Genomic DNA, 26,806 nt, shown 5'->3' with positions numbered 1-26,806 from the left:
TCATTTAGATGTAACATGACATGTCTGGTAGGAGGCATTAATAAAATACCAGCTATATCTTTTTTAGCCCAGAAATCAAGCAACCAAATCGAATCTTCATGATTTGTGATACCACCTTCTTCTAATATCCGGCTTATCCTTTGAGTTGGGATTTTGCGACGTATATCATCGGGAGATAAGGTTCGGATGATTTCTCTGCTTTTTCGTCCTACTTCATTCCTGTATTCTAAGAGTTCTTGAATACGTAGACTTTTGCTTAGCTGAATAATCTGGTTATCAGATAAGGCATTTCCTGTGTCTCTGATAGGGGAATTCATTCGGGTTTGCCAGTCTTCATTGAAGATCTGCTTTTCCCCGTTAACTAATATATTCATGGTCAGATCCTCAATTCTGCTGATATGCCATAATACCCAAGCGATGGTTTCATCTTTCGCTGTAGGCATAATGGCATATTCATCCTCTCTTAAATCTCCGACTAGCTCATCGACCTCGTTTCTCTCATTACCAGACACCACAGAGAGGTGTAATTTTCCATGAATCTCAAGAAAGAGCTCCTTGGTTTGCTCTATTAATTCCGGTTTACGGATAATGCGGTTTAGTTCTTTATGTGATTCGCTTAATCCGGCTCCAAAGTATTTCATTTTGGGGATTATTGGTAGCGTACGGCTGTCCCGGCGGCGGTAACCATCAGCATGCTTCCGCTTCCTCCTACGGTCTCATAATCTAGATCTACGGCGATTACAGCGTTTGCGCCCATTCGTGCCGCATGATCGCTCATTTCTTTCAAGGCCGTTTCTTTCGCTTCGCGTAAGACACTCTCGTAAGAACCTGCACGTCCTCCGACAATATCCCGGATGCCTGCGAAGAAATCTTTGAATACATTCGCTCCGATGATCGTTTCACCGGATACGATTCCGAAGTACTGGGTAATTTCTTTTCCTTCGATCGTGTTAGTTGTTGTGAGTAACATAGCTTTTCAATTTAATCGTTTGAGGGCAAATATAAGATAAAGGGCGAACCAGTGTACTGATTCGCCCTTTGTTTTTATGTTTCTTTATATGAATTTATTTTACCGGTTGATCGGTCATGATAAACTCAAGCTTACCTCCATTTATGATATCGGAGTGGCTGATGAAAGGAGTCTCTAGGACTTTACCGTTTAGCTTGACTTCTTTAACGTATTTATTGGCGGGATTATTGTTGGTCGCCACGATCTCGAAAATACCGCCTTTTACGTGCATAGAAGCCTTATTTACCATCGGACGGCCCAATGTGTAAACCGGAATACCCGGACTTACCTGATAGAAACCTAGGGCGCTCATGACATACCAAGCAGACATCTGTCCGCAATCCTCATTACCGATGATACCATCCGGTTCGTTCGTGTAGAAATTCTGCATGATATAATCTAAATACCCTTGCCCTTTCCATGGAGAATCTGTCCAGTTATAAAGATAGGCCATATGGTGGCTCGGCTCGTTTCCATGAGCGTATTGGCCGATCAAGCCGGTAATATCTCCGGAGGCTTCCGCCCCGTCAATCTGGGAAGAGGTGGTGAATAAGGTGTCTAAACGTGTTTCCAGCTCTTTCTTGCCACCGATAGCGGCGATGAAGTTATCCATATCATGTGGTGCGAAGAAACTCCATTGGAAGGCATTCCCTTCGGTATAGTCGCTTTTCATATGCGAAGAATAGCGAGGGTTGAATGGAGTACGGAAAGAACCGTCGCCCATTACCGGACGCATCATCTTCGTCTCGGGATCTAAATAGCGTTTGTAGTATTCGGCTTTCTTGGCATACTCATTCGCCAACTCCATGTTGCCTGCCTTCTTGGCGATTTGGGAGATACACCAATCCTCGTATGCCATCTCCAATCCCCACGATACGGATTCGGGAACAGAGTCGGCGGGGACGAAACCATATTTCTCCTTATAGTAAGGGTGCATCGTGATCAGATCCAACTCACGGGTTCCTTTGAACTTCTCGGCAAGATCCTCACGGTAAACGGAAGAACGTGCGCCGGCTTCCGCCCACGTGCTCATATCACCTTCCGCTAAATCTTTCGCTACAAGATCGGCGAGGACCGAGACGGCCGGATATCCTACCATACAACCTGTATAACTAGAGGCTAAAGGCCATTTGGGTAATATTCCACCTTCTTTATAACCTTGCACGAGTACCTTACCCCAATCTGTCGCTAAGTCCGGATTAATGATTGTCATTAACGGATGAAGCGCACGGAACGTATCCCACAAGGAGAATACGGAATAATTTACGTAACCCGGTTCGGCGGTATGCACTTTCTTGTCCATGCCCAGATAACGCCCGTCCACGTCTTGATAAGCGAAGGGGGCGATCATGGTATGGTAGAGCGCCGTATAGAAATTGACCATGACTTTCGGATCTGCCTCGATCTGGATCAAGTTTAACGCCTCGTTCCAAATATGCGTTGATTCCTCACGGGTCTTATCGAAATCCCATCCGGGCAATTCTGCCTCGAGATTCTTCTCGGCGCCTTCCGGATCGACTACGGATAAGGCTACTTTTACATAAAGCGGTTGTGCCTTTTCAGAGAATTTGTAATGGAACTTCAAATCTTCCGCCGTATTCAGGCGCAAAAACAAGGAGTCCTTACGTAATTTCCCGTCCATGTATTGGTATACGGTCTCGATCGGTTCCGAGAAAGTAATCCGATAGGACATGGAGTGGAAATGTGCCCAACCTTGTGTCTTCACGGTACCTTCCACCGTGGAGTCGTTTACAAGTAAATATTGGTTACCGATCAGCTTATGTCCCCAGTTCGGTTGAAGGATATGCCCTAAGTCAAGCAGGACACGACGTTCTTTGGGATTGTCGTATGTATATTTATGGAAACCTACACGATCCGTAGAAGTCAATTCCACGTTGATGCCAAAGTTATCCAAGCGTACGGCATAATACCCCGGTGTCGCTTTCTCAGTATCTTTCTTGAAGGTAGCTACCGGTTTGATGGAATCTCCACCGGAGAAAGGTAATAAAGCTACGTCACCCAGATCGCCGATACCCGTACCAGAAAGATGCGTGTGGCTGAATCCATAGATATGGTCGTCGTCATAATGGTAACCGCTGCTCGCGTCCCATCCTAAGATATGGGTATCCGGGCTTAGTTGTACCATCGCGTACGGACGGGTAGCTCCGGGGAATGTGTGTCCATGGAACCCGGTTCCGATGAATGGGTTTACATACCTCACCTCGTCTTGTAGTCGCGGCGACTCCGGCGCTTGCTTGCATCCTACCAGCAGGCAGGCAAGAGCGGCCTGAAAAAATAAGATCGTTCTTTTCACTGTTATTATTGATTTAGTTTGTAATAAGCGAATTATCAATCATCTGTCACAAAGATAATGGCTTTGGGGGAATATTGGAAATTTCCTTTTAAAATCTGCAACCTTTTTCGGGCTTGGCTCGTCTTATAGATAAAAAAGTATGGGAACAAACGAATTTACGACAAAGATATTGCCGCTGAAGAATAACCTTTTCCGGGTTGTTTTCCGGATTACCGGAGACGTGGAGCAGTCTGAGCAGATCGTTCAGGAAGCCCTGCTTAAGGTTTGGGAAGACCGGGATAGCTGGATTGTCATTGAGAACTTACCTTCCTATTGCATGATGGTAGCGCGTAATCTGGCATTGAGGGAAACCTATTCCGGAGATAAGGAAAGGATGGAGCGGTATGCGGTAAGGTAATCTGTTTATGGATCGTGTATGGACTATCAACGAATAAATAAGTTGCTGGATAAATATTGGGAATGCGCCACATCCGTGGAGGAAGAACGGGAATTACGCCGGTTTTTCTCCTCAGCGGTGATACCTCCCGACTTATTGCCCTATAAGGCTTGGTTCGTATCTCATGAGGCCGAGGCATTGCCTCCCTTGGGGAAAGATTTTGATGCTCGTATATTGGAACAGATCTCGGAAGATCGAAAATTAATCACTACATTTGGAACGTTATTTAAATCTATTACTCATTTAATTCATAAGATTATGGGAACGAACATGAAGAAAGTCTTTACCACCCTTTTATGCCTTTTGTTTTGTATCGCGATCTCGGCGCAGGATAAAGCCGCTGATCTCAGTAAGCTCGTAGGCGATTGGTCCTTCTCTGCCCCCGACGCTCCGTATGGATATCAAGATGGCAGTTTGCAGATAAAGCAAGAGAACGGCAAGTTGACCGCTAAAGTGAATATACAAGGTAGTACCTTGGAGATAAACGATATCAAGGCGAAAGGAGATACCTATACCAGTTCTTTTTATGTGGATGGAACGCCTGTAGATTTAACTATGACCCAGAAAGGAAATAAGTTAGAGGGAATGGCCGACGCCGGAGGTATGCAGATTCCCGTGAAATTCAAGAAAACGAAGAAGTAGCCGCTTTGTGGTACTGTGAGTTTCTGTTAACTTCGCGGCAAAAACTACAAAGGGATGTTTACAGTAATCGGAATCATGTTCTGCGGCATTGCCGTCGGGTATTTCTTTCGTAAAGTAGAATTGCTGCAAAAGATCGGTAAGCCTATTTCTTATACGATTCTTCTTCTTTTGTTCCTGCTGGGAATTTCGGTAGGGGCTAATGAGTCTATCGTGAATAATCTTACGACGTTGGGCGGGCAAGCCTTGTTGATTGCTTCGGCCGGTACGTTGGGGAGCGTCTTGGCGGCGTGGGGAGTTTATCATTTCTTTTTTAAGGAAAGGAGCCGGGGATGAAAGGGAGTTTGATCGTCGTGGGCTTCTTTGCCTTGGGGTGCTTGCTGGGATGGAGCGGTTATCTGCCCGGGGTCATTATCGAGAATGATATAACGGTTTATGTACTTTACCTCTTGATGTTTCAAGTAGGGATTAGCATAGGAAGCGATAAGAAACTGAAAGAGATTTTGTCGAGCATACGGCCGAAACTCTTATTGGTGCCTCTGGCTACTATTATCGGGACGTTGAGCTTCTCGGCCTTGATCAGCCTTGCTCTTACCAAATGGAGCGTGTTCGATTGTTTGGCGGTCGGAAGCGGTTTCGCCTATTATTCATTATCCTCCATCTTGATAACAGAGCTAAAAGAACCGACGCTGGGGGCTCAATTGGCGGCGGAGTTAGGAACGATCGCCTTGATCGCTAATATTATCCGTGAGATATTCGCCTTGCTGGGCGCTCCGTTGTTCGTTAGATATTTCGGAAGGCTATCTCCGATCTGCGCGGGAGGAGCTACTACGATGGATACGACATTGCCGATTATCACCCGTTATTGCGGAAAGGATTTGGTCTTTGTCTCCATTTTTCACGGGATCTTGGTGGACTTCACGGTTCCGTTTTTCGTTTCTTTCTTCTGTTCGATGTGAGTGAAAGAGGCTTCCGAGATCTCGGAAACCACCTTGCAAGGTTGAAAAGTCGTTTCCGAGGCCTCGGAAGGCATTTTACAAGGTTGAAAAGTCATTTCCGAGGCCTAGAAAAGCTATTTTACAGTTTGCAGCATCACTTCTACCGCTCTTTTTAATTGCGTGTCCTCGCCGGAGAGCTGCGCCTCGGGAGTATTGTACACCTCGACATCCGGTTGCAATTGTTGGTTTTCCAGATAATTGCCTTGCATATCTTTCACGCCTACTTGCGGGATACCGAACACCAAGGTCGGATCGATTTGCGTTTCCCACCATACGGCTGTCATGGTTCCCGGAACCGGGGCGCCGATCAGCTTGCCGATACCTAAGGTCTTATAAACCCAAGGGAAACCATGAGCGTTCGAATAATTATCCTCGCACATCAAGACACAGGACGGTTTGGTCCACTTATTGTAAGGATCGCTACCGATGTATTGTCCGCGAGGCTCGAAGCGCTGATACTCCTTGCCGCTCAATAAGGTAGCCAGATCATCATGCAACCAGCCACCTCCGTTATGGCGGGTATCCACGATCACGGCTTTCTTATTCCGGCAACGGCCTAATAAGGCGGAATAGACCTCGCGGAAACTCTCGCTGTTCATACCTCTTACATGTACATACCCGATTTGCCCGTTCGATAATTTATCTACGGTTTCTTGGCAATTCTCGATCCATCTTTTATAAAGGAGGTTCGATTGCTCTCCGTTACTGATCGCTTTTACCTGTTCCTCGAAACGCTGTTTGCTGGTAGGATCATAGACAGAAAGCATTACTTTCTTACCGACTTTACCGCTTAGCAGTGGATAATAATCGGCGTCTTTCTTTATCGGTGTTCCGTCTATCTTCTCGATGATACAGCCTTTCTTTATCTGGCTGTCGGCCAATGTCAGCGGGCCCTTGGCGATGATTTCCTCGATCTTCAATCCGTCGCCCGTGTATGCGTTATCGAAGAAAGCGCCTAGGCTGGCGGTTTCCGGCCCGGTTAGTCCCGGATTGTAACGAGCGCCCGTATGGGAGCCGTTCAACTCGCCCAATAGCTCGGAAAGCATCTCTTGGAAATCAAAATTGTTGTTGATATGCGGAAGGAAACGGGCGTAAGCGGTCTCATACCCTTTCCAATCCATGCCCCGGAGTGTCGGATCATAGAACTTATCCAAGACTTGACGCCAAGCGTGATGGAAGATATAAGCACGCTCCTCTGCCGGACGATAAGCGAACTCGGCCTTGAAAGCGATCGGTTTTTCCTTGCTATCCTTCAACTCTATCTTTTTCAGTTTGCCGCCGGCGGTAAGATAGAGGTTCTCTACTTTCTTATCGGCGAATAGAGTGCCTCGACCGACATTCTTGAGCAGTAATTTAGTGGACTTTTCCTTCAAGTCGTGTTCCCATAAATCAAAGCCTTTCTCGAAAGCGGCGCAATAATATAGTTTATCTCCTTTCGGGGCGAGTACGGCGTCTCCCAATGAGGATGAATTAGCGGTCAGGCGAATAATCCGGTCCTTGCGGTTCTCCAAATCAAACTTCAAGGGGGCTACAGGCTTATCCTTATCCTCTTTTTTCTTATCGGAATCTTTATCGGATGTCTTATCCTCGTCCTTATCTTTGTTTTCATCCGCTTCTACCAAGGCCAGTTCTTCTTTACTGAGGCGGAATTTATCGTAAGCCTCACCGTCGAAGAACATGATGTACACATCCCGCTCAGCACCCCAGCTACCGTGGCTGCGGAAACCGGCACGGTCGGAGGACCAGATCATGGCCTTACCGTCTAATACCCATTTCGCGTCGCCATCCGAATAACCGCTTTCCGTCAGGTTCGTTACCTCGCCGCTACCGTCCGCTTTCACGAGGGCGATATCCGTATTGTTCCATCCTCCGACGGAGATGTAATCTACCAAGAACCACTTGCTGTCTGGCGACCATTGGAAATGCTGGTCTCCATCGCTATACGAATAGAGGTATTTCCCGTCCAATACGGTGCGGACCTGCTTGGTCTTTCGGTTGATAACACGTAAGGTGGTGCGGTTCTCAAGGAAAGCCACCTCGTTACCATCCGGAGAGTATAAGGGTTGGAACGAGGTTTGTCCGGAGACGACAAGAGGCTCCTCTTTCAATTCCGGGGCGTACGTGAATTGCTTATCTTCGTCACGTGTAAGTTTACTTTCGTAGATTCCCCATGTTCCTTCCCGTTCGGCGGAATATACCAATGAACGTCCGTCGGGGCTGAAATCTATATTGCGCTCTTGTTGTGGCGTGTTCGTGATTTGACGAGTCGTCTCGTATTCAATAGAAGTTACGTAAACATCGCCACGAGTGATAAACGCTACCTCTTTTCCATTCGGGGAGACGGCGATATCCGTAGCTCCATCGGTCAGAAGACGATGGATCACGTCGTTCTCGATCTTATCCGCGACGATCTGGATATTCACCTTGGCAGGTTTCTGACCTTCCTTAACGGTATAGATCTCGCCGTCGTAACTATAGCATAGAGTCCCGGAATTATCGGAGGTAAGGAAACGCACGGGGTGGGTGGTATGCGTCGTGATTTGTTTCTCGCTGTTGCCTGCCAAATCTTTCTTGAAGATGTTAAAGCTTCCTTTCTCCTCGCTTAGGTAATAGAAAGACGCCCCATCCGCAGCCCATACAGGATTACGATCCTCACCGCCAAAAGTGGTTACTTTCTGGAAAGAGCGGTCTTTTCCAAGCGTACATAACCAGATATCACGGGTGATAGAAGACTGATGATGCTTGCGCCAAGGGTCCTCGTAACCTTTATAGTCATTGTATAATAGCTTACTGCCATCCTTGCTGAGGGCTATATTCTCCATGTATAACGAAGAATATAAATCCGGCCTTCCTCCGTCCGTGCTTATCTCATAGACTTGCATAAAGCGGGTGCCGGGGAATTGGATATCCTTGGCATCTTGCAATATGTTGGCCAGATACAAGATGTGTCCGTTATCCTTAAAGGTCGTGGGATATTCGTTTGTGGAGTGGGTGGTGAGCCGCTTGGGTTCCCCTCCCTCCTTATTCATGAGGAATACATCGAAGTTACCGCTACGGTTGGAGGCAAAGGCTATTTTTTGTCCGTCGGGCGACCAGACCGGACGGGTGTCATGAGCCGGATGTGTTGTCAACTGCCGGGCTTTCCCTCCGGAAGAAGGGACCGTGTAGATATCCCCTTGGTAAGAAAACGCGATCGTCTGCCCGTCCGGGGAGATCGCACAGTAACGCATCCATAACGGACTGTCGTCTGCTTGCGCCGCCGCCGATAAAAATAACGCCAGCGCAGGAATCATCAAGTTTTTCATGTGTACTCTATTTTAGATTTACAAATGTAATCGATTTTCGATATTTATTAGGAGAAATAATTGCGTAGATTAAATTTTTAAATATTTTTGCATATGAACTTTAAAACCGCCAAGATGATGACGAAATATAGAGTGTGTATGACTTTTATGTCCATTTTATTATTGCTATTTCATTTTGTGTTTCTGTTTTCTTGTGGAAAGCTACCGGAAAAAACATTTGCTTTTTCTGATAACCTGCGGATTGATTCTTTGGAACATATGGCTATGGATTCGATTTACCGGAATCCTCGATATGCTCATTCCGCATTGGATGAAGCTTTAAGTCTAACTAAAGATAGCGATAAATATTATAAATTGCTTGCGGCTAAAAGCCAGATTTATTTTGCTAATAGTGTATATGATTCCGGGTTTGTTTTACATCGGTCAATTATAGATTATTGCGACCGTGTACCGATGTCTCCCAAGATACATGGACTCTTAGGGACGCTGAAAAATACGGTTGGCAATTATTATTCATTTTTGGATAAAACGGATTCGGCCCTCCTTTGCTATTCCGAGGCGTATCAAGAGATCCGGCAGAGTGAGATGGAGCATAAAATCCCGGATATTTATATCAATATAGCGGATATATATGCCCGGAAAGGAGCTTACGATCAGCGAGCCCGCTACTTTCGCCAAGCTCTTTTCGTGAGTGATTCATTGGGTATTATGGATCGGATGTCCTTTCCTATTTATTTTGGTTTGGGCGAGACGTATATGGAATTGAGGGACTTTGACTTATCCGATCACTTTTACCGTTTGGCGGAGAAAGAACTGGATTCTCGTAACTTGAGCGAGAAATTCACCTTTTGCAATAGCCGGGGAAATTACTATTATTACAAGGAAGAATACGCGGAGGCGCTTCCTTGGTTCTTGAAAGCCCGTGAGGTGGTACGTCCTACTCATATGGATTTCTATACCAACGTATGCGAGATCAATTTAGGGGAGATCTATCTATGTATGGATCAGTTGGATTCCGCTCGTTTTTATCTGGAAAAAGGGTTTAGGTACTTCCATACCTATAATAATAAGACGGCCTTGTACCATTTGACAACCCTGAAGGCTTCGCTAGCCTTAAAAGAGGGGAACTCCGGGCTGGCTTATCAATTGTTGAGGAGTTACACGGATACGGTAGGCATAGATCCCAAGATGGTAGTGATCCGTAATAAGAACTTGCAGAATTACTTCGCTACCACGGGCGATTTTAGACGTGCCTATGAGTACCAAACGAAGAATAGCGTCATTGAGAACAATATTCGTAGCGAACGAACCCAGATGCGTGTCGCCGAGATCGATATGCGTTATAGCCAAGATACGACTTTACTCAAGCGGGAGGCTATTATTAAACAACAGGCCGGCCGGATGGAATACTTGGAAATGAGCCGTTGGGTTTGGATCTTGCTTTTTGTGATCTTGTCCATCGTCAGCGGCATGGCTTATTACTTTATGAAACGTAAACGGCATGCCCAATGGTTAAGCCATGTCGATCAGGTGACGAAACTGAAGATGGAGAGTATTCGCAACCGTGTATCCCCTCATTTTATATTCAATATATTGAACCGGGAGATTAGCTCGGAGGAAGAAGGAAGTTCCCGCCGTACGCAACTTTCCGGATTGGTGGAGTTGTTACGTAGTAGTTTGGAGATCACGGAAAAGCTTAGTATCACGTTGGAGGAAGAATTACGCTTTGTCCGGACTTACTTGAATTTGCAGGCGCAAGGATTAGGGCCGGACTTCCGTCTGGAATGGAATCTCGATCCCTCTCTTGACACGGACGCAATCTATCTCCCGGCCATGCTGATCCAGATACCCGTAGAGAATGCCGTGAAACATGGCTTGTGTGCGATCGAGGGCGAGAAGCGATTATCTGTTTTCGTGGAGCGCGACGGGAAAGGCATCCATATCCGTATAGAGGATAATGGACCCGGGTATCGTCCGTTTACGAATGCGGGACATAACGGTACGGGGATGGGAACGAAAGTCCTTTACCGTACGATCCTATTGTTGAATAGGAGAAATAAAGAGAAGATCACCTATTCGGTCCAAAGCAAGAAGAAGGGGATGGGGAGCGGAACAATCGTCAGTTTCTTTATTCCGTTGGATTTTAATTACGCTTTCTAGGTATCGTGAATGTACGAAAGTAATCCGGGCCGTTTCCTCCGGATAGTGGATGGAAGCAGCCCGGATCGAATTGAATCGAATCGGTTGATTCGGGTTATAGTCGCTCAATGTCTTCAACAGAAAGTCCGGAGCATTGGGCGATAAGTTCGGAGTCAAGTCCTTGCTTCTTCATCTTTCGGGCTATCTGGAGTTTTTCCTCTTGACGGCCTTTCTCGATCCCTTTCTCGATCCCTTTCTGCATCCCTTTTTGCATTCCTTCCTGCATTCCTTTTTCAATCCCTTCCGTTTGTGCGTAATCGATGGTCGCATACCAATCCCGATAATTCTTTAGGTTTTCCTCGTAGATCGCACGTTCTTTTTCGCTGAGTGAGTTGACGTTCGCCACATCCAGCAAGCGAAGGAAGGTCTCCTGTTCCTCCTTGAAGGGAGATTGTTCAAATAGGTTCATATTCTTCAATGTATAAATCCAACGTTCGAAGGAGCTCTTGCACTCCTCCTTGCTTAAACTGAATAACGGGAACGATATGTAGATCTGCTTCATCTTGATCTCATTGAACACCTTTCCCGTCCTCTCGTTAGCGAGGACAACATCCGTACGGAAGTCTGTGAACTCCGGCAACTTGAAATTCAAGAAGTAGACTCCGTAGATGGGTAGCAACCGATATTGCCATTGCTTGCCGATTTGTCCTTGCCGGGCCACCATGCGACAAAGATAATAAAAACCTCTGTTAAAGAAATAGTGCTGGGGACAATTCTGCATCTCTAGGATGAACTTGGCCCCGGACACGTCCTCGCAGAGCAGGTCGAATATGATGGTACGGTTCTCGACGGTCTCGGGCTTGATCTCCTTGTCGAGGTAGGTGATGTCCTTGATCTGTCGTTCGCCGGCTAGGGCGGCGTTAAGGAACTTGATGGTAACTTGCTTGTCTTGGAAGACAGCCTTAAATCCAACATCAGTCATGATGTCTACGTATTGTGCCATAGTTAAATGGTTTTAGGTGATTACTGCTCCAAAGGTAAGGTTTATTTTCGTATCGCACATCCTGTTTATTGTATATTTCTTAAAAAGCAGATTCATGGTAGTCAGCTTTACTATTTATAGAAAGTACGATTAGTATTAATAGTAGTGCAAAATACTATGGATAGTAATCGGCTCCCATTTTGATCAATTCTTATTATACGCTGATTATCAGAAATATAAATAACAATCTTTAAATATTAGGCTTATTGTACTTTTTAAGAGATCAAATTTGGTATGGTTGACTTATTCTTTTCACGTATAAAGATAACATTAAATAATAGACTAAGCCGCTAGCATAAAGTTCTCCAAGTGAATAACTAATCACTTCTCAACTCGTAAGCTTATGGCTTGACAAGCCTTGGATTATACGTTTGTAGTATTTGCAATGATTGCATGTGAATGTTTGTATTTTGTATTTATTATGCGGTTATGGATGGATACCATATATAATGTACATGCGTACATTATATAATAGATAGAAACGGCTAGTCTAAACGATCGATTCTTTTAGTCATTTGCAAAGGTACGCGTTTCTTCGATACTTGCAACCCTTCCGAGCTATTTTTTTTTCACTTATCCTCTTTCTTATCAATAGGATAGGTTATCATTTACCAAACAAGCGATTCCTTCAACGAACCTCCCTCTCAAGCGTCTAAAAAACGCAAGATCTAAACGATCGTTTAGACTAGTCGTTTTCGAGAAAAACAAGGGTGCTAAACGGTGGGATGGACTTTAATTAACACTATTATTAATATTAAATTTTTGATTTATGAACAAAAAGATTACTACGCTTTTAGCTAGTGCTATGTTGGCGACTGCATTCTCTGCGGGAGCTAGCATAAACGCTAAGAAGGGCGAGGCTACTTTGTTGGGTGCATCATCAAATTACTTATCTGTAAATACAGAGAATAATTATGGTGCATTGAGCTTTGATCCTACAACTCTTTCTGATTTAAAAGAGTTGAATCCAGCAACATGGACTGTCTCTAACGTGAAGACTTCTTTAGGAAGAACTCTTTATTCTTTCGTAAATAAGGCTACCGGTTTAACATTGTCTGTAGATCCTGCTACAGCTATCGCTGTGGATGACAATAACAAGTCTCAAAAGATCGCTAGTGCTGCTCCATTGGCTTTAGGAGGAAGTGCTTCTGAGTGGGTTGTTGAGACAGTGGGTGGAAAGGATATCTTGGTTTCTTATATTGATGGTGAGAATGTTGTTTATATAGCTCAGTCAGGTAGCAAACTTTATTTGGAGAAAGCAAAGAAAAGTGCAATCTCTACTGCTGCTATAGCTTTGTCTTCTGACCAAGCAAATATTCCTGCAAGTATTTCTTTGGATAGTGACGCATTGAATACTTTATTACATTCAGTAAAGGGCAATAATGCAGCTATCGCTAAAATGTTCTTTGGCTTAACGATGAATCCGGAGACTTCAGGGAATAATAAGAATGTTTTAACTGCTACAGCTTTACATGCAGGGGATCAGGAATTTGATACTCAAAATGGAGGCTATTGGGTAACATTGCAAGCTAAAGACCAAAAGATTGGTGACAAGAAAGCATATGTTGTAGTTGATACCGCTTATTATGACGGAACAGAGACTAGCAAGTTCTTGAAGTTTGCTTGTGATGAACTAAACGCTGATGGCCGTAATGAGGGTTCTTATAAATTTAAGTTCACTTATAACGCTCAGAGAGATGAGCTGTATGCTCAAGTTCAGAAGGCTGTTTATAAGATTACTAAAAACGGCGGTGTATCTGATGAGGATTTCGCTAAATGGGTGAAAGAGGAGAACAACAACTCTAATTGGGTACTTTCTGATAACACAGCTTCTGCTAAGGGAACTCAAACAGCAGCTATTGATAAATACATTTACATGGCTCGTTTGGCCGGTACGAATGTATTGACTGTTAATACAGATGAAACAGATGGTACTACTGCTGGTGCTCTTGTTGCTGTTAAGGATGTTCAGAAAACAGTTATCAAACTTGGTACAAACTTCACGGGTTTGACTCAAACAACTTTGGCAGACGGTGTTTATATGATTCAATATAAATCTACTGGCGGTAATAAACCGGAACAAAACAACGCTTATGCATTGGCTAACTTGGCTGGTAATTTTGGTTGGGCAAAACAAGCAGATCGCCAAGATTTCAACCATATTCCGGCAGCTCAGTGGGTTATTACAAAGAATGGTACGGCTTCTACTGCTTCTATTACGATCCAGAACCGTGAGTTCAACGATTTGTCTGATAATGCTGTAGGTCTGAATAAGAAAACTGTTCAGCTGTATGCTGTAAAAGATAGCAAAGATGTATTCTTCTATAATAACGGTGTTGCTGATACTTTGAGTTTTATCCCTGTTAAAGACGCTAATAACTTAAAGGTTGGTTACAGATACTTGACAGAGGATTCCGCTAAGGTTCAGACATATGTATTCAATTATTTACATGGTTTGGCATTAGATAAATATTTGTATACTCCGGCTGGTAAGGATTCTATCGTTCGTGTAAACGAGAACGGTGATAAGACTAACTTCCGTTTGGAGATCGTGGTTAAGAATGATAACTATGGTGTTGGCGATAGCTTGGTAAGAAATGTTTACTATGTTAAGAATGGCGAGAGCTATTTGTCTTACGATGATGTTGCTAAAAAGTATATGATGAAGAAGGATACTAAAACTCCGTTCTTCTTAAAAGAAAACAACTGTGTGGACGGTAAGCACTATTATGCGTTAGTTGAAGCTGAAATAGTAAAAGTTTATGATAAAGATAATAAAGAATTCTTCATCGTAAAAGATAATTCAGAAGTAAAGGCTCGTGCTTCTGTTGGTGCGGCAGAATCTATAATTACTTATTCATCTGATGAATATACGAATGGTGTAAAAGTTTCTGTTGATGATAATACTCTGGACTTATTACAAGGTTCTACAGATGATAAGTTCAATCAAGGCAATAATCGTGAACTTCGTACATCCGCTTTCGCTGTGGTAACAGATGACTCTCCATTATACCGTCGTTTCAACAACGTAGCATTGGGTGAGAGCGCTACAGACGCTTGCGATAGCTTGGCATTCGTAGAGAGCGTACGTGGTGAGTACTTGATGGATGAGTGGAACAAGAACTTGCAAGACAAGGTGGTTAACTACGCTGGTATCTGGAATAAGGATAAAGCTAATGGTAAATTGTTCTTCCATATCGATACGGCTTGGGTAAATCGTGGCGCAGGTAATATCAAACCTCAATATTTGATCTCTGCGGCTCACGTAGATGTACCGGGAACTCCGGGTGTACCTTGTACTTATGCGCATAATCACTATGATAATGCTGGTAATAAGGTTGATGCTGCTCACTGCTCACACGCTACTCCTGCTCACGCTGGCTACCACTATGGTAAATATTTGGTAAACTTCTCTGATTCAGCGAAGGTCTATGATGAAAGAAAGGTTGCTAATCCGTATAAATTAAGTACTAACTCAAGTGTTAATAGCAGCTATACTCGCGTTGGTTTCGTTGAGGCTATTCACATGGGTGACAGCTTGTATGTATTGACAAATGGTTTCGAGAAGATGGCTCCGGCTGATTTGGATACGGCTGAAATCATCGCTAACTATAAAAAAGCAAAAATTGAACATTTCATTGTGAACTTGACAGGTGATAAACATAAGAACGTAACTTGGTCTTTCCGTTATGTAAATCCTGACAAGGCTGGAAATGTAACAGAAGAAGGTGCAGATAACTCTTTCTTGTTTGAGTCTAATGTTTATGGTTCAGCGGAAGTTAATGGACAACCGGTTTATGATGATCAGTATACAACTGTTTATGGCAATAAAGATGAAGCAATTGCTCCGAAAGAGAATGTTGCTTGGTTGAAGATGCATAATGGTTGCTTGGTAATCACAGATGAGAACGCTAAGTTCGATAATGCTAAGACTAGCGGTGACGGTGCCTTGGTATTCAATGTACAACGCATGACAGAAGATGATGAATTCGTTACTTCTAACGATGAGATCGCTACTGAAGGTGTATCCGTAATCGCAGGTAACGGTACCGTAACCGTTCAAGGCGCAGCTGGTAAGTCTGTAGTTATCACGAATATCTTGGGTAAGGTAATCGCTGAGACCGTTCTTACTTCCGATAACGCTACAATCTCTGTTCCTGCCGGTATCGTAGCAGTGGCTGTTGATGGTGAGGAAGCTGTTAAGGCTATCGTTAAATAAGAATTTAACAAAATAAGATAATCATACAATTCCCGTGCGGGTATCGATCCAAGTAATCCGTGACGGATGAACAGGCGGGAGTTGGATTAATATTAATACTAAAGTAATAAATTAAGAGGTCCGTAAGTACCTCCGTGAGGAGGAAGTACGGATAAAGGAACAAGAGGATGCGTCGATATAATGTACGCATCCTCTTTTGTGTTTATAGCGGGTGTTGAGGATAAATCCTGCTTCTACTTGCAAAAGAGCGAGATAAGCAACGGCACGCTGATCTCGAGGATAATCCCGTGAATAATAGCCACAGGTACGATATTCTTTCCGGAATACCGGCTGATAACGGGAAGACAGACATCCATAGAATTGATTCCCGCCACGGATACCGGAGCGAATTTACCAAAGAAAGAGGCATACAACGGTGCCCCGAATAAAGCTAACATTTCCCGGATGATATTAGCCAATAATGCGATAGCCCCGAGTTGCGAAGCGATTTCTATCCCTGCCGACGCCTCTTTCAGTTGTACGATAAGCAAGGAGGATAAGGAATAATAAGCGAATCCGCTTCCTACAGCCATACAATCATATATATTCCACGAGGTCAATAACAAACTCGCCGCCGCAGAGAATACTAACGTGCCGATGATCGTAAAGAACGGCAGTAGCAAACTGGAAAACCGGATATCCTTTACCATCTTTCCTAATTCGGCGTTTGCTCCCAGGTTCAATCCTACTTGGATAACGAGAGCGTATAGCAAGAATTGCGGTAGTTTTTCGCAATACGTGGAGATAGTCGTGTTGGCGAAGGTTCCGCAAAAGATTCCCGCTGTGAAACATAAGATAACGATTAGGTTATTTTTCATTGAGACCTCCTTTCTTGATAAATAATTTATAAGCGATAAAAGATGCTACCAGACTTCCCAATACTCCGCAAATAGCTAGTATGGCAGCTTGTATTCCAAACTCACCAATATTATTCAGCAAAGATTGGTTGGCTCCTATGGTAATACCAAATATGAACAACATCGCGAAAATCGTATAAGAGATGGAATGTTCCAATCCCTTGAAAGCGGGGACGTGTCGGCATAAATAACCGACGCTTATCCCCAGACCTAATAGACCTAGAATGATAAACATAAGCATATTGTATTTTGAGATGCGCAAGACATCCTTTCCCCGGAAACGAAGCATACGAATACTCCCTCTTTTCCGCAGAAGTTAAACTTGAGTGCAATTAAGACCTAGATGTAGGTGTAAGAAGAGAACTATAAAAAGAAGTCCTCTCAAGAAGAGTATGAATGGATTTAGACAAAACCGCTGAACCAATGAACATGCACGATCGTGTTACCCGAGAAAGCTCGGGTATACCATCTTTTTGAGTTGTTCAGAAGCTTCTTGTTCATCTTATTTGTATCATTGTTTGATTTCCGGCGCAAAGGTAGTAATAAATTAGAGATTCTAAAACTTTTTCTAGGATCGGATATATAAGGGACTTGACTTGGATTTTGGATCTTTTTATGTACATTTGAGGTCCTACCCGCTATTGGGCCAACTAAAAACGGATAGAACAGATATGATTAAAAGAAAAGATTGGTTATGAGGAAAAGAATGATTTTAACAGCATTGGCGGCTGTCGCTATCCCTACGTTGTTGATGGCGGCGGATGAGGCGAGATTAATGCGCTTTCCGGCTACAAATGGTTCAGAGATTGTATTCTCGTACGCTGGCGATTTATATAAGGTCCCGGCTACAGGTGGTGAGGCACAGCGATTGACATCGTATGTGGGGTATGAGATGTTTCCCCGTTTCTCCCCGGATGGTAAGACGATCGCTTTTACGGGACAGTACGACGGTAATACGGAAGTGTACACGATGCCCTCTTCCGGCGGTGAGCCATTGCGTATCACTTACACGGCTACGAATAGCCGTGATGATCTGGGCGATCGCATGGGCCCGAACAATATCGTGATGACTTGGACACCGGACGGTAATGGTATTGTTTACCGCAACCGCATCAGCGATGGGTTCTCCGGTAAGTTATATACGGTAAATAAAGAAGGTGGCCTTTCCGAGGTGGTTCCCTTGCCCGAGGGCGGCTTTTGTAGCTATTCGCCCGACGGAAAACAATTGGCTTACAACCGGGTAATGCGTGAGTTCCGTACATGGAAATACTATAAGGGCGGTATGGCCGATGATATCTGGGTGTATAATTCGGAGAAGAAAAGTGTAGAGAATATTACGAACAATGAGGCGCAAGATATCTTTCCGATGTGGATTGGTGATGAGATCTATTTCCTTTCGGATCGGGATTACACGATGAACTTGTTCGTTTACAATACGAAGACAAAACAAACAAGTAAGGTGACGAACTTCACCGAGTACGACGTGAAATTCCCTAGCAGCTTCGGGAATACGATCGTTTTCGAGAATGGAGGCTATATCTATAAAATGGATGCGGCGTCGAAGGAACCGGAGAAAGTGAACGTAACCCTCGCCTCCGATAATGTCTACGCACGTAGCGAGATCAAGGATGGCTCCAAATATATCACGAGTGCCAGCCTCTCCCCAAAAGGTGAGCGTATGGTGGTGACAGCTCGTGGCGAGGTATTCAATATCCCGGTAGATAAAGGGGTTACGAAAAATATCACCCGTACTCCGGGAGCGCACGAACGTGACGCTCAATGGTCTCCGGACGGAAAACATATAGCCTATATCTCCGACGCTACCGGCGAGACCGAGCTGTATCTCCAAGATTCCGAGGGAGGCGAGCCTACCCAGTTGACCAAGAATAACGATACGTATATCCGTACTTTCCAGTGGAGTCCGGATTCCAAGAAGATTGTCTATACGGATCGTAAGAATCGGATCAATCTTTTGGACGTATCTAACAAACAGCTAACAACTATCTCACAAAGTCTGTTAGGTGAAGCCCGCAACGTAAGTTTCTCTCCGGATAATAATTGGTTGACTTATTCCCGTGTGTCCGATAATAATTTCTCGATCGTCTATGTCTACGATATCGCGGGTAAGAAAGAATATCCCGTGACCGATAAATGGTACGAGTCTTATTCTCCGGTATTCAGTACGGATGGCAAATATCTGGTATTCACTTCCGCCCGTGATTTCAATCCTACGTATAGCCAAACGGAATGGAATCATGTGTATAATAATATGGGTGGCGTATATCTGGCGTTATTGTCTAAGGATACCGCTTCCCCGTTTATGGAAACGGATGCGGAGGTCGCCATTGAATCTACCCCAGCGAAAGCGGATGCCTCTAAAAAGGACGAGACAAAGAATGAGGCTTCTACTCCGGTCGTAAAGATTGATATAGAGGGTATCACGGATCGAATCGTTAAGCTCCCCTTGCCGGGATCGAATTACTACGATCTTTATTCCGATGGAACGAACGTGTATTATTTCACGAAAGGCGGCATGAAGATGTTTGACTTGAAGAAACAGAAAGAGGAAACCGTTAGCGATGCCGCTATGATGGTTGATCCGGCTGGCAAGAAAGCTGTTTTCTTTAAGGACGATCAACTATTCGTAACCGATATACCGAAGGGTAAAGCGGATTTAAGCAAGCCGGTTAATCTGGCGAATATGAAGATCACGGTAGACTATACGAAGGAATGGGCGCAAATCTTCGATGAGGCTTGGCGTGCTTTCCGGGATGGTTTCTATCTGGAGAATATGCATGGCAAGGATTGGAAGGCGATCAAGGAGAAATACGCCGCCCTTCTTCCTTACGTGAAAACACGTTTGGACTTGAATTATATTATTGGCGAGATGATCGGCGAGCTGGGAGTAGGGCATGCTTATGTGAACCCCGGTGAGGTGGAAAGTCCTAAACGGGTATCGATGGGTCTGCTAGGTGCTGAGGTTTCTCGGGATAAGAGTGGTTTCTTCCGCTTGGAAAAGATCCTGCCGGGGGCTTCTTGGAGTAAGGAATTACGTTCTCCATTGACAGAGCCGGGTGTTGAGGCGAAGGCCGGAGAGTATATCGTCGCTATAGACGGAGTACCTACGAATAGCGTGAACGATATGTATAAGTTGTTGATCGGAAAGGCGAACGTTCCGACCGAGTTGTCTTTGAATAGCAAGCCTCAGTTGGCGGGCGCTCGTAAGATCGTAGTCAGTCCGTTGGCGGAAGAGTATTCTTTGTATCATTATAATTGGATCCAAGATAATATCAAGAAGGTGGATAAGGCGACGAACGGTAAGGTCGGTTATATCTATATCCCGGATATGGGGCCGGAAGGCTTGAATGAGTTCTCCCGCTATTTCTATCCGCAATTGGATAAGGAGGGTTTGATTATCGATGATCGTGCGAATGGCGGTGGAAATGTCTCCCCGATGATTCTGGAACGTCTGTCTCGTGAGCCGTATCGTTTGACGATGCGCCGGGGTTCTTCTTTGATCGGGACCGTGCCGGATGCCGTACAGGTCGGCCCGAAAGTTTGCTTGATCAATAAGTATTCCGCTTCCGATGGCGATTTGTTCCCGTGGGGCTTCCGTGCGCTTGGCTTAGGTAAATTGATTGGAACCCGTACTTGGGGAGGTATCATCGGTATTAGCGGCCCGCTTCCTTATATGGACGGTACGGATATCCGTGTGCCTTTCTTCACGAGCTATGATCCGAAGACGGGTAACTGGATTATCGAGAACCATGGTGTGGATCCGGATATCTTGATCGATAACGACCCCATCAAGGAATGGAACGGTGAGGATCAACAGTTAGACCGTGCTATCGAGGAAGTCATGAAACAATTAAAAGAACGCAAACCGCTAGCCCCTGTCCCCGCACCAAGGGACTGGAGCCATAAATAATGAGAGGTTATTTGTAGAGACGGGGCACGCCCCGTCTCTACAAATAAATAAATAGTAAACGGATTAAAAACTAGTAATCTATCTATGGAACGATTCGCAGCCATTGACTTTGAGACCGCTAATGGAAAGCGGAGCAGTATTTGCAGTATAGGTATCGCCATATTGGAGGATGACTGGGTAGTAGATAGCATTTATACCTTGGTACGTCCTACCCCTAATTTCTATACCCGTTGGACTACGGCCATACATGGATTGACTGCTGAGGATACGAATGACGCGTTATGTTTCGAGGAGGCTTGGGAAAGCATCGCCCCGAAACTAAAGGATCTCCCCCTTGTTGCCCATAACAGTCCGTTTGATGAGGGATGCCTGAAAGCCGCCCACGAGGTGTATGACTTAGCCTATCCGAAATATTCCTTCTATTGCACTTGCCGTCTCTCCCGGAAGATGTACCCATTTCTGGTAAATCATCAGTTGCAGACAGTAGCCGCCCACTGCGGTTACGACCTTACCCGACATCATAACGCCATGGCCGACGCTTACGCCTGTGCCCATATCGCCCTTACGATGATGCGGGAAAAAGAGGTCGATACCTTGGAGGCGCTTATGGCTTCCTGCTACTCTAGGTAACTATGGGGTGTTTTTCCCGGCTATTTTATCCACCACGACAGCGATAGCGCCATCTCCCGTCACGTTGCAAGCGGTGCCAAAACTATCCATGGCAATATAAAGGGCGATCATTAACGCTTGCAGCGTCTCATTGAATCCCAGCATACTTTGCAAGATACCCAAAGCGGCCATAATAGCCCCTCCCGGAACCCCCGGAGCCGCTACCATCGTAATTCCCAGCATCATGATAAATCCGCTGAAATTGGAGAAGGTAACCGGTTCTCCCGCCATGATCATGATAGCCATAGCGCAAGCTACGATTTTCATGGTGCTACCTGCCAGATGGATCGTGGCGCAAAGCGGAACGGTAAAGATCGCTATATTCTCCCGTACGCCATTCTTGACAGCCTGCGCCAGTGTCACGGGAATCGTGGCGGCGGAGGATTGGGTCCCTAGAGCCGTAGCGTAGGCCGGTAACATATTCTTCAAGAGGCGGAGCGGATTCTTCCCGGCTATGGCTCCGGCTATCGTGAATTGAATCAATAACAATAATACATGTAAGGCAAAGATGACTATGATAACCTTGAGGAACATCGTGATAATACTCATGACTTGTCCGCTCACGGTCATGTTCAGGAAGATACCGAAAATATGGAGCGGTAATAACGGGATGATAACCACCTCGATTAGCTTAATGATAATTTCCTTGAAATCCGTGAAAGAGTCACGCAGGGTGGTTCCCGCTATATTAGAAAGCCCTAGGCCAATCGTAAAGGATAGCAGCAAGGCTGTCATGACATCCATTAAAGGCGGCATATTTACCACGAAGTAAGGTGTCAGCATGAAATCTTCCGGATTCTCCATCGCCGTCAATTCCGTGTTGGTCGGTAGTATGTGCGGGAATATAGCCGATCCGCTCAGGAACGTGAAGAAACCCGAGAAGACTGTTGAACCGTAAGCGATCAAGGCGGTTATCAATAATAGCTTTCCGGCTCCTTTGCCCAGATCTCCTATAGCGGGAGTCACCAGCCCCAATATGATTAGAGGGATGGAGAACGATAGGAAGTTGCCGAACAATGAATTGAAGGTTACAAAGATACGTGCGATTCCTCCCGGTAAAAACTGGCCGAACAATACGCCGGCGGCGATAGCGATAACGACTTTAGTTAACAATGATACTCTGATCTTCTTCATGGTGTTGCTTTATTTTGAAGCCAATGGCGGCCATCGTAATACTCATCAACGGACTGATCAGGTTAAAGAAGCAATAAGGAAGATACGTCAGGGTCGCTACGCCTAATATCGTGGCTTGCGTCATGCCGCAGGTGTTCCACGGTACCAGCACGGACGTTACGGTTACGGAATCTTCCGTCGTACGGCTTAACAGGCGACTCTCATATCCTTTTTTCTTGTAGATATCCTTGAACATATTTCCGGTAAGGATAATGGATATGTATTGGTCGGCCGTAACGATATTCAAGAATAAGCCGGAACATACGGTAGACGCCACCATGCCGACCCTCCGTTTCATAAAGCGAAGGAATACAGACGTAAGGCTTTCCAGCATACCGCTGGCCGTCATGGAGCCGCCGAAGCACATGGCGCAGATGATCAGCCAAATCGTATTCATCATGCCCGCCATACCCCGGGTAGCGACCAAGCTGTTCAATGCCTCGTTACCCGTATCGATCTGGGTACTCCCGTAAAATGTCATGAATAATCCCTTAAACAGGGAGGAGGCATCCGCTACCGACGCTCCCGCTACCTCTTGCAATAAATGAGGCTGGAAAAAGATCGCGAACACCCCGGCCATCGCCGTCGAGATAAACAAGGTGATCAAAGACGGTACTTTTTTGGCGATTAATATACCCGTTACCACCGGTACGATCAGTAGCCAGAGCGAGATATTAAAACTTTCGTTCAACGAGGCGGCGAACTCGGCTATTTGCCCGGATGCGTTCGAGGTATGCGTAAAACCCGCTATGGTAAAGATAATCAACGTGATCACCATAGACGGTATTGTCGTAAGCATCATATACCGGATATGGGAGAACAAAGGGGTATGCGTTACGGAAGAAGCTAATACCGTCGTGTCCGAGAGCGGTGAGATCTTATCCCCGAAATAAGCGCCCGAGATGATCGCTCCGGCTACCCATCCCGTAGCGAAGCCCTGTGCCTCGCCGATACCCATCAAGGCGATACCGATCGTGGCGATGGTAGTCCACGAGCTACCGGTCATAACGGATACGACAGCGCAGATCACGCAACAAGAGGCAAGGAAGAAACTCGGATGGATGATTTGCATCCCGTAATAAATCAAGGTCGGGACGATACCGCTGATCATCCAGCTACCGGATAAAGCACCAATCAACAATAGGATAATTATAGCTGTGGCCACTCCCAATATGTTTTTACATATCGCCTCTTCTATATCACGCCATTTGACTTTGCAGAAGATCATGGCCAAAAGGGAGGCCACCGCCGTGGTGGTAAGTAATACGACTTGGCTTCCGCCGCTCAACGCGTCGCTGCCAAAAGTGCGTATGGTTACAAACAAAAGAGCTACCAGCACGAGGATAGGCACTAGTGAAAGTAGAGGGGAGGGCATCTTCTTAAGATGATTTTCCATTGTTCATTCAGTCGCTTAAATAATGATGGTGCGAAAATACTAAAAATACCTTGAATAACGCTATGAATTATAGATTGATTTCCTTATTTCACAGTCTTTTGGACGATCTTATAACCGGTTGCCGCTATAAGAATGCTCATAAACGGGCTGACGATATTAAAGACGCAATAAGGGAAATAAGTCCAAGTAGATACGCCGAGGATTGTAGATTGTGTCATGCCGCAAGTCGTCCACGGGATCAGCACGGAGGTGACGGTGACTGAGTCTTCCGTTGTCCGGCTAAGCAGGCGGCTCTCGAATCCACGTTGCTTATATACTTCTTTAAACATTTCGCTGTTCAGGATGATGGCGATAAACTGGTCCGCCGTGCAGATGTTCAAGGATAATCCGGACACGACGGTAGAGGCGACCATGCTGGTACGGCCTCGCATGAAATGCAAGAAGATACGTGTGATGCTTTCCAGCATGCCGCTAGCGGACATGGCCCCGCCGAAACACATGGCGCAAATGATCAGCCAAATCGTGTTCATCATCCCGGCCATTCCCCGGGTAGAGACTAGAGAGTTCAAGGCCTCGTTGCCGGTCTGTATCTGCGTGCTGTCATAGAAAGTCATCAGCAGGCCTTTGATATAGGCGATAATTCCGCTATCCGTGATCCCGGAAATCTCCAATAAGGCGTTTGGCTGGAAGATCAAGGCGAATATTCCGGCGAGTATGGAGGAGGCGAAAAGCACTACGATCGAAGGTGTCTTCTTGGCGATCATGATTCCGGTAACGATCGGTACGATCATAAGCCAAGGCGTGATATGGAACGAGCCTTTCAAGGCTTCGGAGAAAGCGGCTATCTGGGATGCGTCCGCTGTCTCCCTCGAGAATCCGGCGATGCTGAATACGATCAGTGTGACGATCATAGAGGGAACGGTCGTATAAAGCATATACCGGATATGCGTGAAAAGGGGCGTGTCCGTTACGGAGGCCGCCAATACCGTCGTGTCTGATAACGGCGACATCTTATCCCCGAAATAAGCGCCCGATATAATCGCTCCCGCTACCCACCCCGTACTGAAGCCTTGCGCCTCGCCAATCCCGATCAAGGCGATCCCGATGGTGGCGATGGTAGTCCACGAGCTACCCGTCATGACCGATACGATACTGCATAGCAGGCAACAGGCCACGAGGAAGAAATCCGTTTGCATGACTTGCAACCCGTAATAGATCAAGGACGGCACGATCCCGCTTACCATCCAACTGCCCGATAGGGTTCCGATCAATAAAAGGATGATGACAGACGGTGCGATCCCATAGATGTTACGGGCGATTTGCCCCTCGATATCTTCCCACTTGATCTTGCAATGAAAGACGGCGATCAAAGAGCAGATCGAGGTGGCTATCAATAATACGATTTGGCTGGCTCCTCCAAGGGAATCGCCCCGGAAAATATAGATGGCTACGGCCAGCATGATGACTAATGTCACTACGGGTAGTAAAGAGATCGCGATGGAGGGTGTCCGGGGCTTTTCTGCCATGGGTTTATTCACGTCGTTTGTTATTTATCATGGATAATCCGAATAAATTCTTTATACGGACTTGCCTTGTGTTATCGATTCTAATTAATTTCGCTGCAAAAATAAAAAAGGATTTGGATAGGAGGGTAACTTATGGTAGTAAATAATCGGTTAGGCTATTTATTTGTCTTTTTGGGGATGAGTATGGCGCTATATGCCCAGCGAAAGACGGAAGCGATCCGTTATGGCGATCTGGATCAGTGGGTGGTACGTAAGATCACGGAATCGGCTATTATCGGGAAGGAGACGAAGGCACTTTACTGCGTTGGCCCTACGGATACGATTATCGGAAATAGACCTTTTGAGTCGAAAGCTTCGCCTTGGGGCAGTTCTAACGTGATGGCAAGGGTGAGCGGGATTACGAAAGCTAGCGTCAGTGTCTACCCCGAAAGACGGGATGAGGGGTATTGCGCACGGCTGGAGACGGGTATAGAATCGATCTCGGCGATGGGTATCATGAACGTGAAGGTGCTGGTCAGTGGATGCCTCTATCTCGGCCGTTTTCTGGAACCGGCGAAGAATTCTTCGGAGACGTGGGGACAGATCGTTTGCGGTATCCCGTTTCACCAAAAACCTACGTCCTTGTTATTCGATTATAAGGTGAAGCTCTCCGGTGATCCCAATCGTATTAAATTGAGTGGTTTTAGCAAGAGATCGGAGGTAGATGGCATTGATATGCCTTTGGTGAATCTCTTTCTTCAGAAGCGTTGGGAAGATAAGGATGGGAACATATATGCTAAGCGTATCGGTACGCTGGTAATCCGGATGGATGAAAATACGGATTGGGTAAACGATGCCAGTTTCACGATCTTATACGGCGATATCACGAAACGTAGCGATTATAAAGAATATATGGGGTTTCAACTCGGTGAGTCCGCCCGTTATAGCTTGAACAGCAAAGGCAAGAATGTGCCCATCCAAGAAATCGGCTGGGGAACGGAGGACGATGAGGTAACCCATATGATCTTAGAGTTCTGTTCCAGTCACGGAGGCTCATACATAGGGTCTCCGGGAAATACCTTTTGGGTAGATAATATCCGGTTGGGATATTGAGCCTATTATCGTTGAAACCCTATGG

Annotated in this window: 19 protein-coding genes (1 of these 19 cut by a window edge); 9 read left to right on the top strand and 10 right to left on the bottom strand. The window is 45.5% G+C overall.

What is annotated here, in order from left to right; all coding sequences use genetic code 11:
• From BDI_RS13660 to BDI_RS13650, 3 genes are all read right to left on the bottom strand, one after another.
• Positions 1-641, bottom strand: partial view of a DinB family protein gene (locus BDI_RS13660; protein WP_005866506.1) — the 5' portion only. 43 nt of this gene lie to the left of the window's left edge; the window shows 641 of its 684 coding nt (coding positions 1-641); it begins with the start codon at positions 639-641; the stop codon falls past the left edge of the window.
• Positions 642-649: 8 nt separating this feature from the next.
• Positions 650-970, bottom strand: coding sequence for a YbjQ family protein (locus tag BDI_RS13655; protein ID WP_005860908.1), 321 nt, complete (start codon positions 968-970; stop codon positions 650-652).
• Positions 971-1,064: 94 nt separating this feature from the next.
• Positions 1,065-3,323, bottom strand: a complete 2,259-nt coding sequence (locus tag BDI_RS13650) for a GH92 family glycosyl hydrolase (RefSeq protein ID WP_011966960.1) — start codon at positions 3,321-3,323, stop codon at positions 1,065-1,067.
• A gap of 139 nt (positions 3,324-3,462) precedes the next feature.
• Between BDI_RS13650 and BDI_RS13645 the strand changes: the two genes are divergently transcribed.
• From BDI_RS13645 to BDI_RS13630, 4 genes are read left to right on the top strand one after another with little or no spacing between them, the layout of a single operon-like run.
• Positions 3,463-3,720: an RNA polymerase sigma factor gene (locus tag BDI_RS13645; RefSeq protein WP_005860912.1), complete on the top strand. Its 258-nt coding sequence runs from the start codon at positions 3,463-3,465 to the stop codon at positions 3,718-3,720.
• An 18-nt stretch (positions 3,721-3,738) separates the two neighbouring features.
• Positions 3,739-4,401 carry a hypothetical protein gene (locus tag BDI_RS13640; RefSeq protein WP_009276394.1) on the top strand — a complete coding sequence of 221 codons (663 nt, stop codon included), beginning with the start codon at positions 3,739-3,741 and terminating at the stop codon, positions 4,399-4,401.
• 54 nt (positions 4,402-4,455) lie between these two features.
• Positions 4,456-4,734, top strand: coding sequence for a LysO family transporter (locus BDI_RS13635; protein WP_005860915.1), 279 nt, complete (start codon positions 4,456-4,458; stop codon positions 4,732-4,734).
• Entirely contained in the window at positions 4,731-5,357 is a 627-nt protein-coding gene (locus BDI_RS13630; protein ID WP_008773989.1) for a lysine exporter LysO family protein, read from the top strand. Before BDI_RS13635 ends, BDI_RS13630 begins: the two co-directional genes overlap by 4 nt.
• Positions 5,358-5,470: 113 nt before the next feature.
• On the opposite strand, the gene BDI_RS13625 is transcribed toward BDI_RS13630, so the two are convergent.
• Complete coding sequence (locus tag BDI_RS13625; RefSeq protein ID WP_011966959.1) at positions 5,471-8,701, bottom strand: S41 family peptidase; 3,231 nt, start codon at positions 8,699-8,701, stop codon at positions 5,471-5,473.
• 93 nt (positions 8,702-8,794) lie between these two features.
• On the opposite strand from BDI_RS13625, the gene BDI_RS13620 reads away from it, so the two are divergent.
• A complete protein-coding gene (locus tag BDI_RS13620; protein ID WP_041525593.1) occupies positions 8,795-10,861 on the top strand; it encodes a histidine kinase in 2,067 nt (688 codons plus the stop codon).
• Positions 10,862-10,955: 94 nt separating this feature from the next.
• Here the strand turns inward: BDI_RS13620 and BDI_RS13615 are convergent, their stop codons facing one another.
• On the bottom strand, positions 10,956-11,843 hold the full coding sequence (locus BDI_RS13615; protein ID WP_011966957.1) for an Rpn family recombination-promoting nuclease/putative transposase: 888 nt from the start codon (positions 11,841-11,843) through the stop codon (positions 10,956-10,958).
• Between the two features lie 808 nt (positions 11,844-12,651).
• Here BDI_RS13615 and BDI_RS13610 point away from each other — a divergent pair.
• Complete coding sequence (locus BDI_RS13610; protein ID WP_011966956.1) at positions 12,652-16,101, top strand: DUF6383 domain-containing protein; 3,450 nt, start codon at positions 12,652-12,654, stop codon at positions 16,099-16,101.
• A 233-nt stretch (positions 16,102-16,334) separates the two neighbouring features.
• On the opposite strand, the gene BDI_RS13605 is transcribed toward BDI_RS13610, so the two are convergent.
• Complete coding sequence (locus tag BDI_RS13605) at positions 16,335-16,958, bottom strand: lysine exporter LysO family protein (protein ID WP_005860926.1); 624 nt, start codon at positions 16,956-16,958, stop codon at positions 16,335-16,337.
• Positions 16,948-17,232 carry a LysO family transporter gene (locus BDI_RS13600; RefSeq protein WP_172718840.1) on the bottom strand — a complete coding sequence of 95 codons (285 nt, stop codon included), beginning with the start codon at positions 17,230-17,232 and terminating at the stop codon, positions 16,948-16,950. Before BDI_RS13600 ends, BDI_RS13605 begins: the two co-directional genes overlap by 11 nt.
• 459 nt (positions 17,233-17,691) lie before the next feature.
• Between BDI_RS13600 and BDI_RS13595 the strand changes: the two genes are divergently transcribed.
• Positions 17,692-20,925, top strand: coding sequence for a S41 family peptidase (locus tag BDI_RS13595; RefSeq protein ID WP_005866533.1), 3,234 nt, complete (start codon positions 17,692-17,694; stop codon positions 20,923-20,925).
• Positions 20,926-21,009: 84 nt separating this feature from the next.
• The gene (locus tag BDI_RS13590) at positions 21,010-21,555 is read left to right on the top strand and encodes a 3'-5' exonuclease (RefSeq protein WP_005860932.1); all 546 of its coding nucleotides are present in this window, start codon (positions 21,010-21,012) and stop codon (positions 21,553-21,555) included.
• On the opposite strand, the gene BDI_RS13585 is transcribed toward BDI_RS13590, so the two are convergent.
• The 3 genes from BDI_RS13585 to BDI_RS13575 form a co-directional block, all read right to left on the bottom strand.
• Positions 21,556-22,728: a dicarboxylate/amino acid:cation symporter gene (locus BDI_RS13585; RefSeq protein ID WP_005860935.1), complete on the bottom strand. Its 1,173-nt coding sequence runs from the start codon at positions 22,726-22,728 to the stop codon at positions 21,556-21,558.
• Positions 22,697-24,163 carry a Na+/H+ antiporter NhaC gene (gene nhaC, locus BDI_RS13580; RefSeq protein ID WP_011966954.1) on the bottom strand — a complete coding sequence of 489 codons (1,467 nt, stop codon included), beginning with the start codon at positions 24,161-24,163 and terminating at the stop codon, positions 22,697-22,699. The genes BDI_RS13585 and nhaC overlap by 32 nt, the downstream gene beginning before the upstream one ends.
• 83 nt (positions 24,164-24,246) lie before the next feature.
• Complete coding sequence (locus BDI_RS13575) at positions 24,247-25,689, bottom strand: Na+/H+ antiporter NhaC family protein (RefSeq protein ID WP_041525592.1); 1,443 nt, start codon at positions 25,687-25,689, stop codon at positions 24,247-24,249.
• Between the two features lie 132 nt (positions 25,690-25,821).
• Between BDI_RS13575 and BDI_RS13570 the strand changes: the two genes are divergently transcribed.
• Positions 25,822-26,781, top strand: a complete 960-nt coding sequence (locus tag BDI_RS13570; protein ID WP_011966952.1) for a PCMD domain-containing protein — start codon at positions 25,822-25,824, stop codon at positions 26,779-26,781.
• The last annotated feature ends 25 nt before the right edge of the window (positions 26,782-26,806 follow it).

Origin of the sequence: Parabacteroides distasonis ATCC 8503, assembly GCF_000012845.1 — a bacterium.
GTDB lineage: Bacteria > Bacteroidota > Bacteroidia > Bacteroidales > Tannerellaceae > Parabacteroides > Parabacteroides distasonis.
This window is presented reverse-complemented; position numbering and strand designations above follow the sequence as displayed.

Excerpts from the sequence above, each read along its gene's own strand:
- BDI_RS13595 (WP_005866533.1), top strand. The coding sequence starts at position 17,692 with ATGAGGAAAAGAATGATTTTAACAGCATTGGCGGCTGTCGCTATCCCT.
- nhaC (WP_011966954.1), bottom strand. The coding sequence starts at position 24,163 with ATGGAAAATCATCTTAAGAAGATGCCCTCCCCTCTACTTTCACTAGTG.
- BDI_RS13570 (WP_011966952.1), top strand. The coding sequence starts at position 25,822 with ATGGTAGTAAATAATCGGTTAGGCTATTTATTTGTCTTTTTGGGGATG.
- BDI_RS13590 (WP_005860932.1), top strand. The coding sequence starts at position 21,010 with ATGGAACGATTCGCAGCCATTGACTTTGAGACCGCTAATGGAAAGCGG.
- BDI_RS13625 (WP_011966959.1), bottom strand. The coding sequence starts at position 8,701 with ATGAAAAACTTGATGATTCCTGCGCTGGCGTTATTTTTATCGGCGGCG.
- BDI_RS13605 (WP_005860926.1), bottom strand. The coding sequence starts at position 16,958 with ATGAAAAATAACCTAATCGTTATCTTATGTTTCACAGCGGGAATCTTT.
- BDI_RS13645 (WP_005860912.1), top strand. The coding sequence starts at position 3,463 with ATGGGAACAAACGAATTTACGACAAAGATATTGCCGCTGAAGAATAAC.
- BDI_RS13585 (WP_005860935.1), bottom strand. The coding sequence starts at position 22,728 with ATGAAGAAGATCAGAGTATCATTGTTAACTAAAGTCGTTATCGCTATC.
- BDI_RS13575 (WP_041525592.1), bottom strand. The coding sequence starts at position 25,689 with ATGGCAGAAAAGCCCCGGACACCCTCCATCGCGATCTCTTTACTACCC.
- BDI_RS13610 (WP_011966956.1), top strand. The coding sequence starts at position 12,652 with ATGAACAAAAAGATTACTACGCTTTTAGCTAGTGCTATGTTGGCGACT.
- BDI_RS13620 (WP_041525593.1), top strand. The coding sequence starts at position 8,795 with ATGAACTTTAAAACCGCCAAGATGATGACGAAATATAGAGTGTGTATG.
- BDI_RS13635 (WP_005860915.1), top strand. The coding sequence starts at position 4,456 with ATGTTTACAGTAATCGGAATCATGTTCTGCGGCATTGCCGTCGGGTAT.
- BDI_RS13630 (WP_008773989.1), top strand. The coding sequence starts at position 4,731 with ATGAAAGGGAGTTTGATCGTCGTGGGCTTCTTTGCCTTGGGGTGCTTG.
- BDI_RS13640 (WP_009276394.1), top strand. The coding sequence starts at position 3,739 with ATGGACTATCAACGAATAAATAAGTTGCTGGATAAATATTGGGAATGC.
- BDI_RS13655 (WP_005860908.1), bottom strand. The coding sequence starts at position 970 with ATGTTACTCACAACAACTAACACGATCGAAGGAAAAGAAATTACCCAG.
- BDI_RS13600 (WP_172718840.1), bottom strand. The coding sequence starts at position 17,232 with ATGTTTATCATTCTAGGTCTATTAGGTCTGGGGATAAGCGTCGGTTAT.
- BDI_RS13615 (WP_011966957.1), bottom strand. The coding sequence starts at position 11,843 with ATGGCACAATACGTAGACATCATGACTGATGTTGGATTTAAGGCTGTC.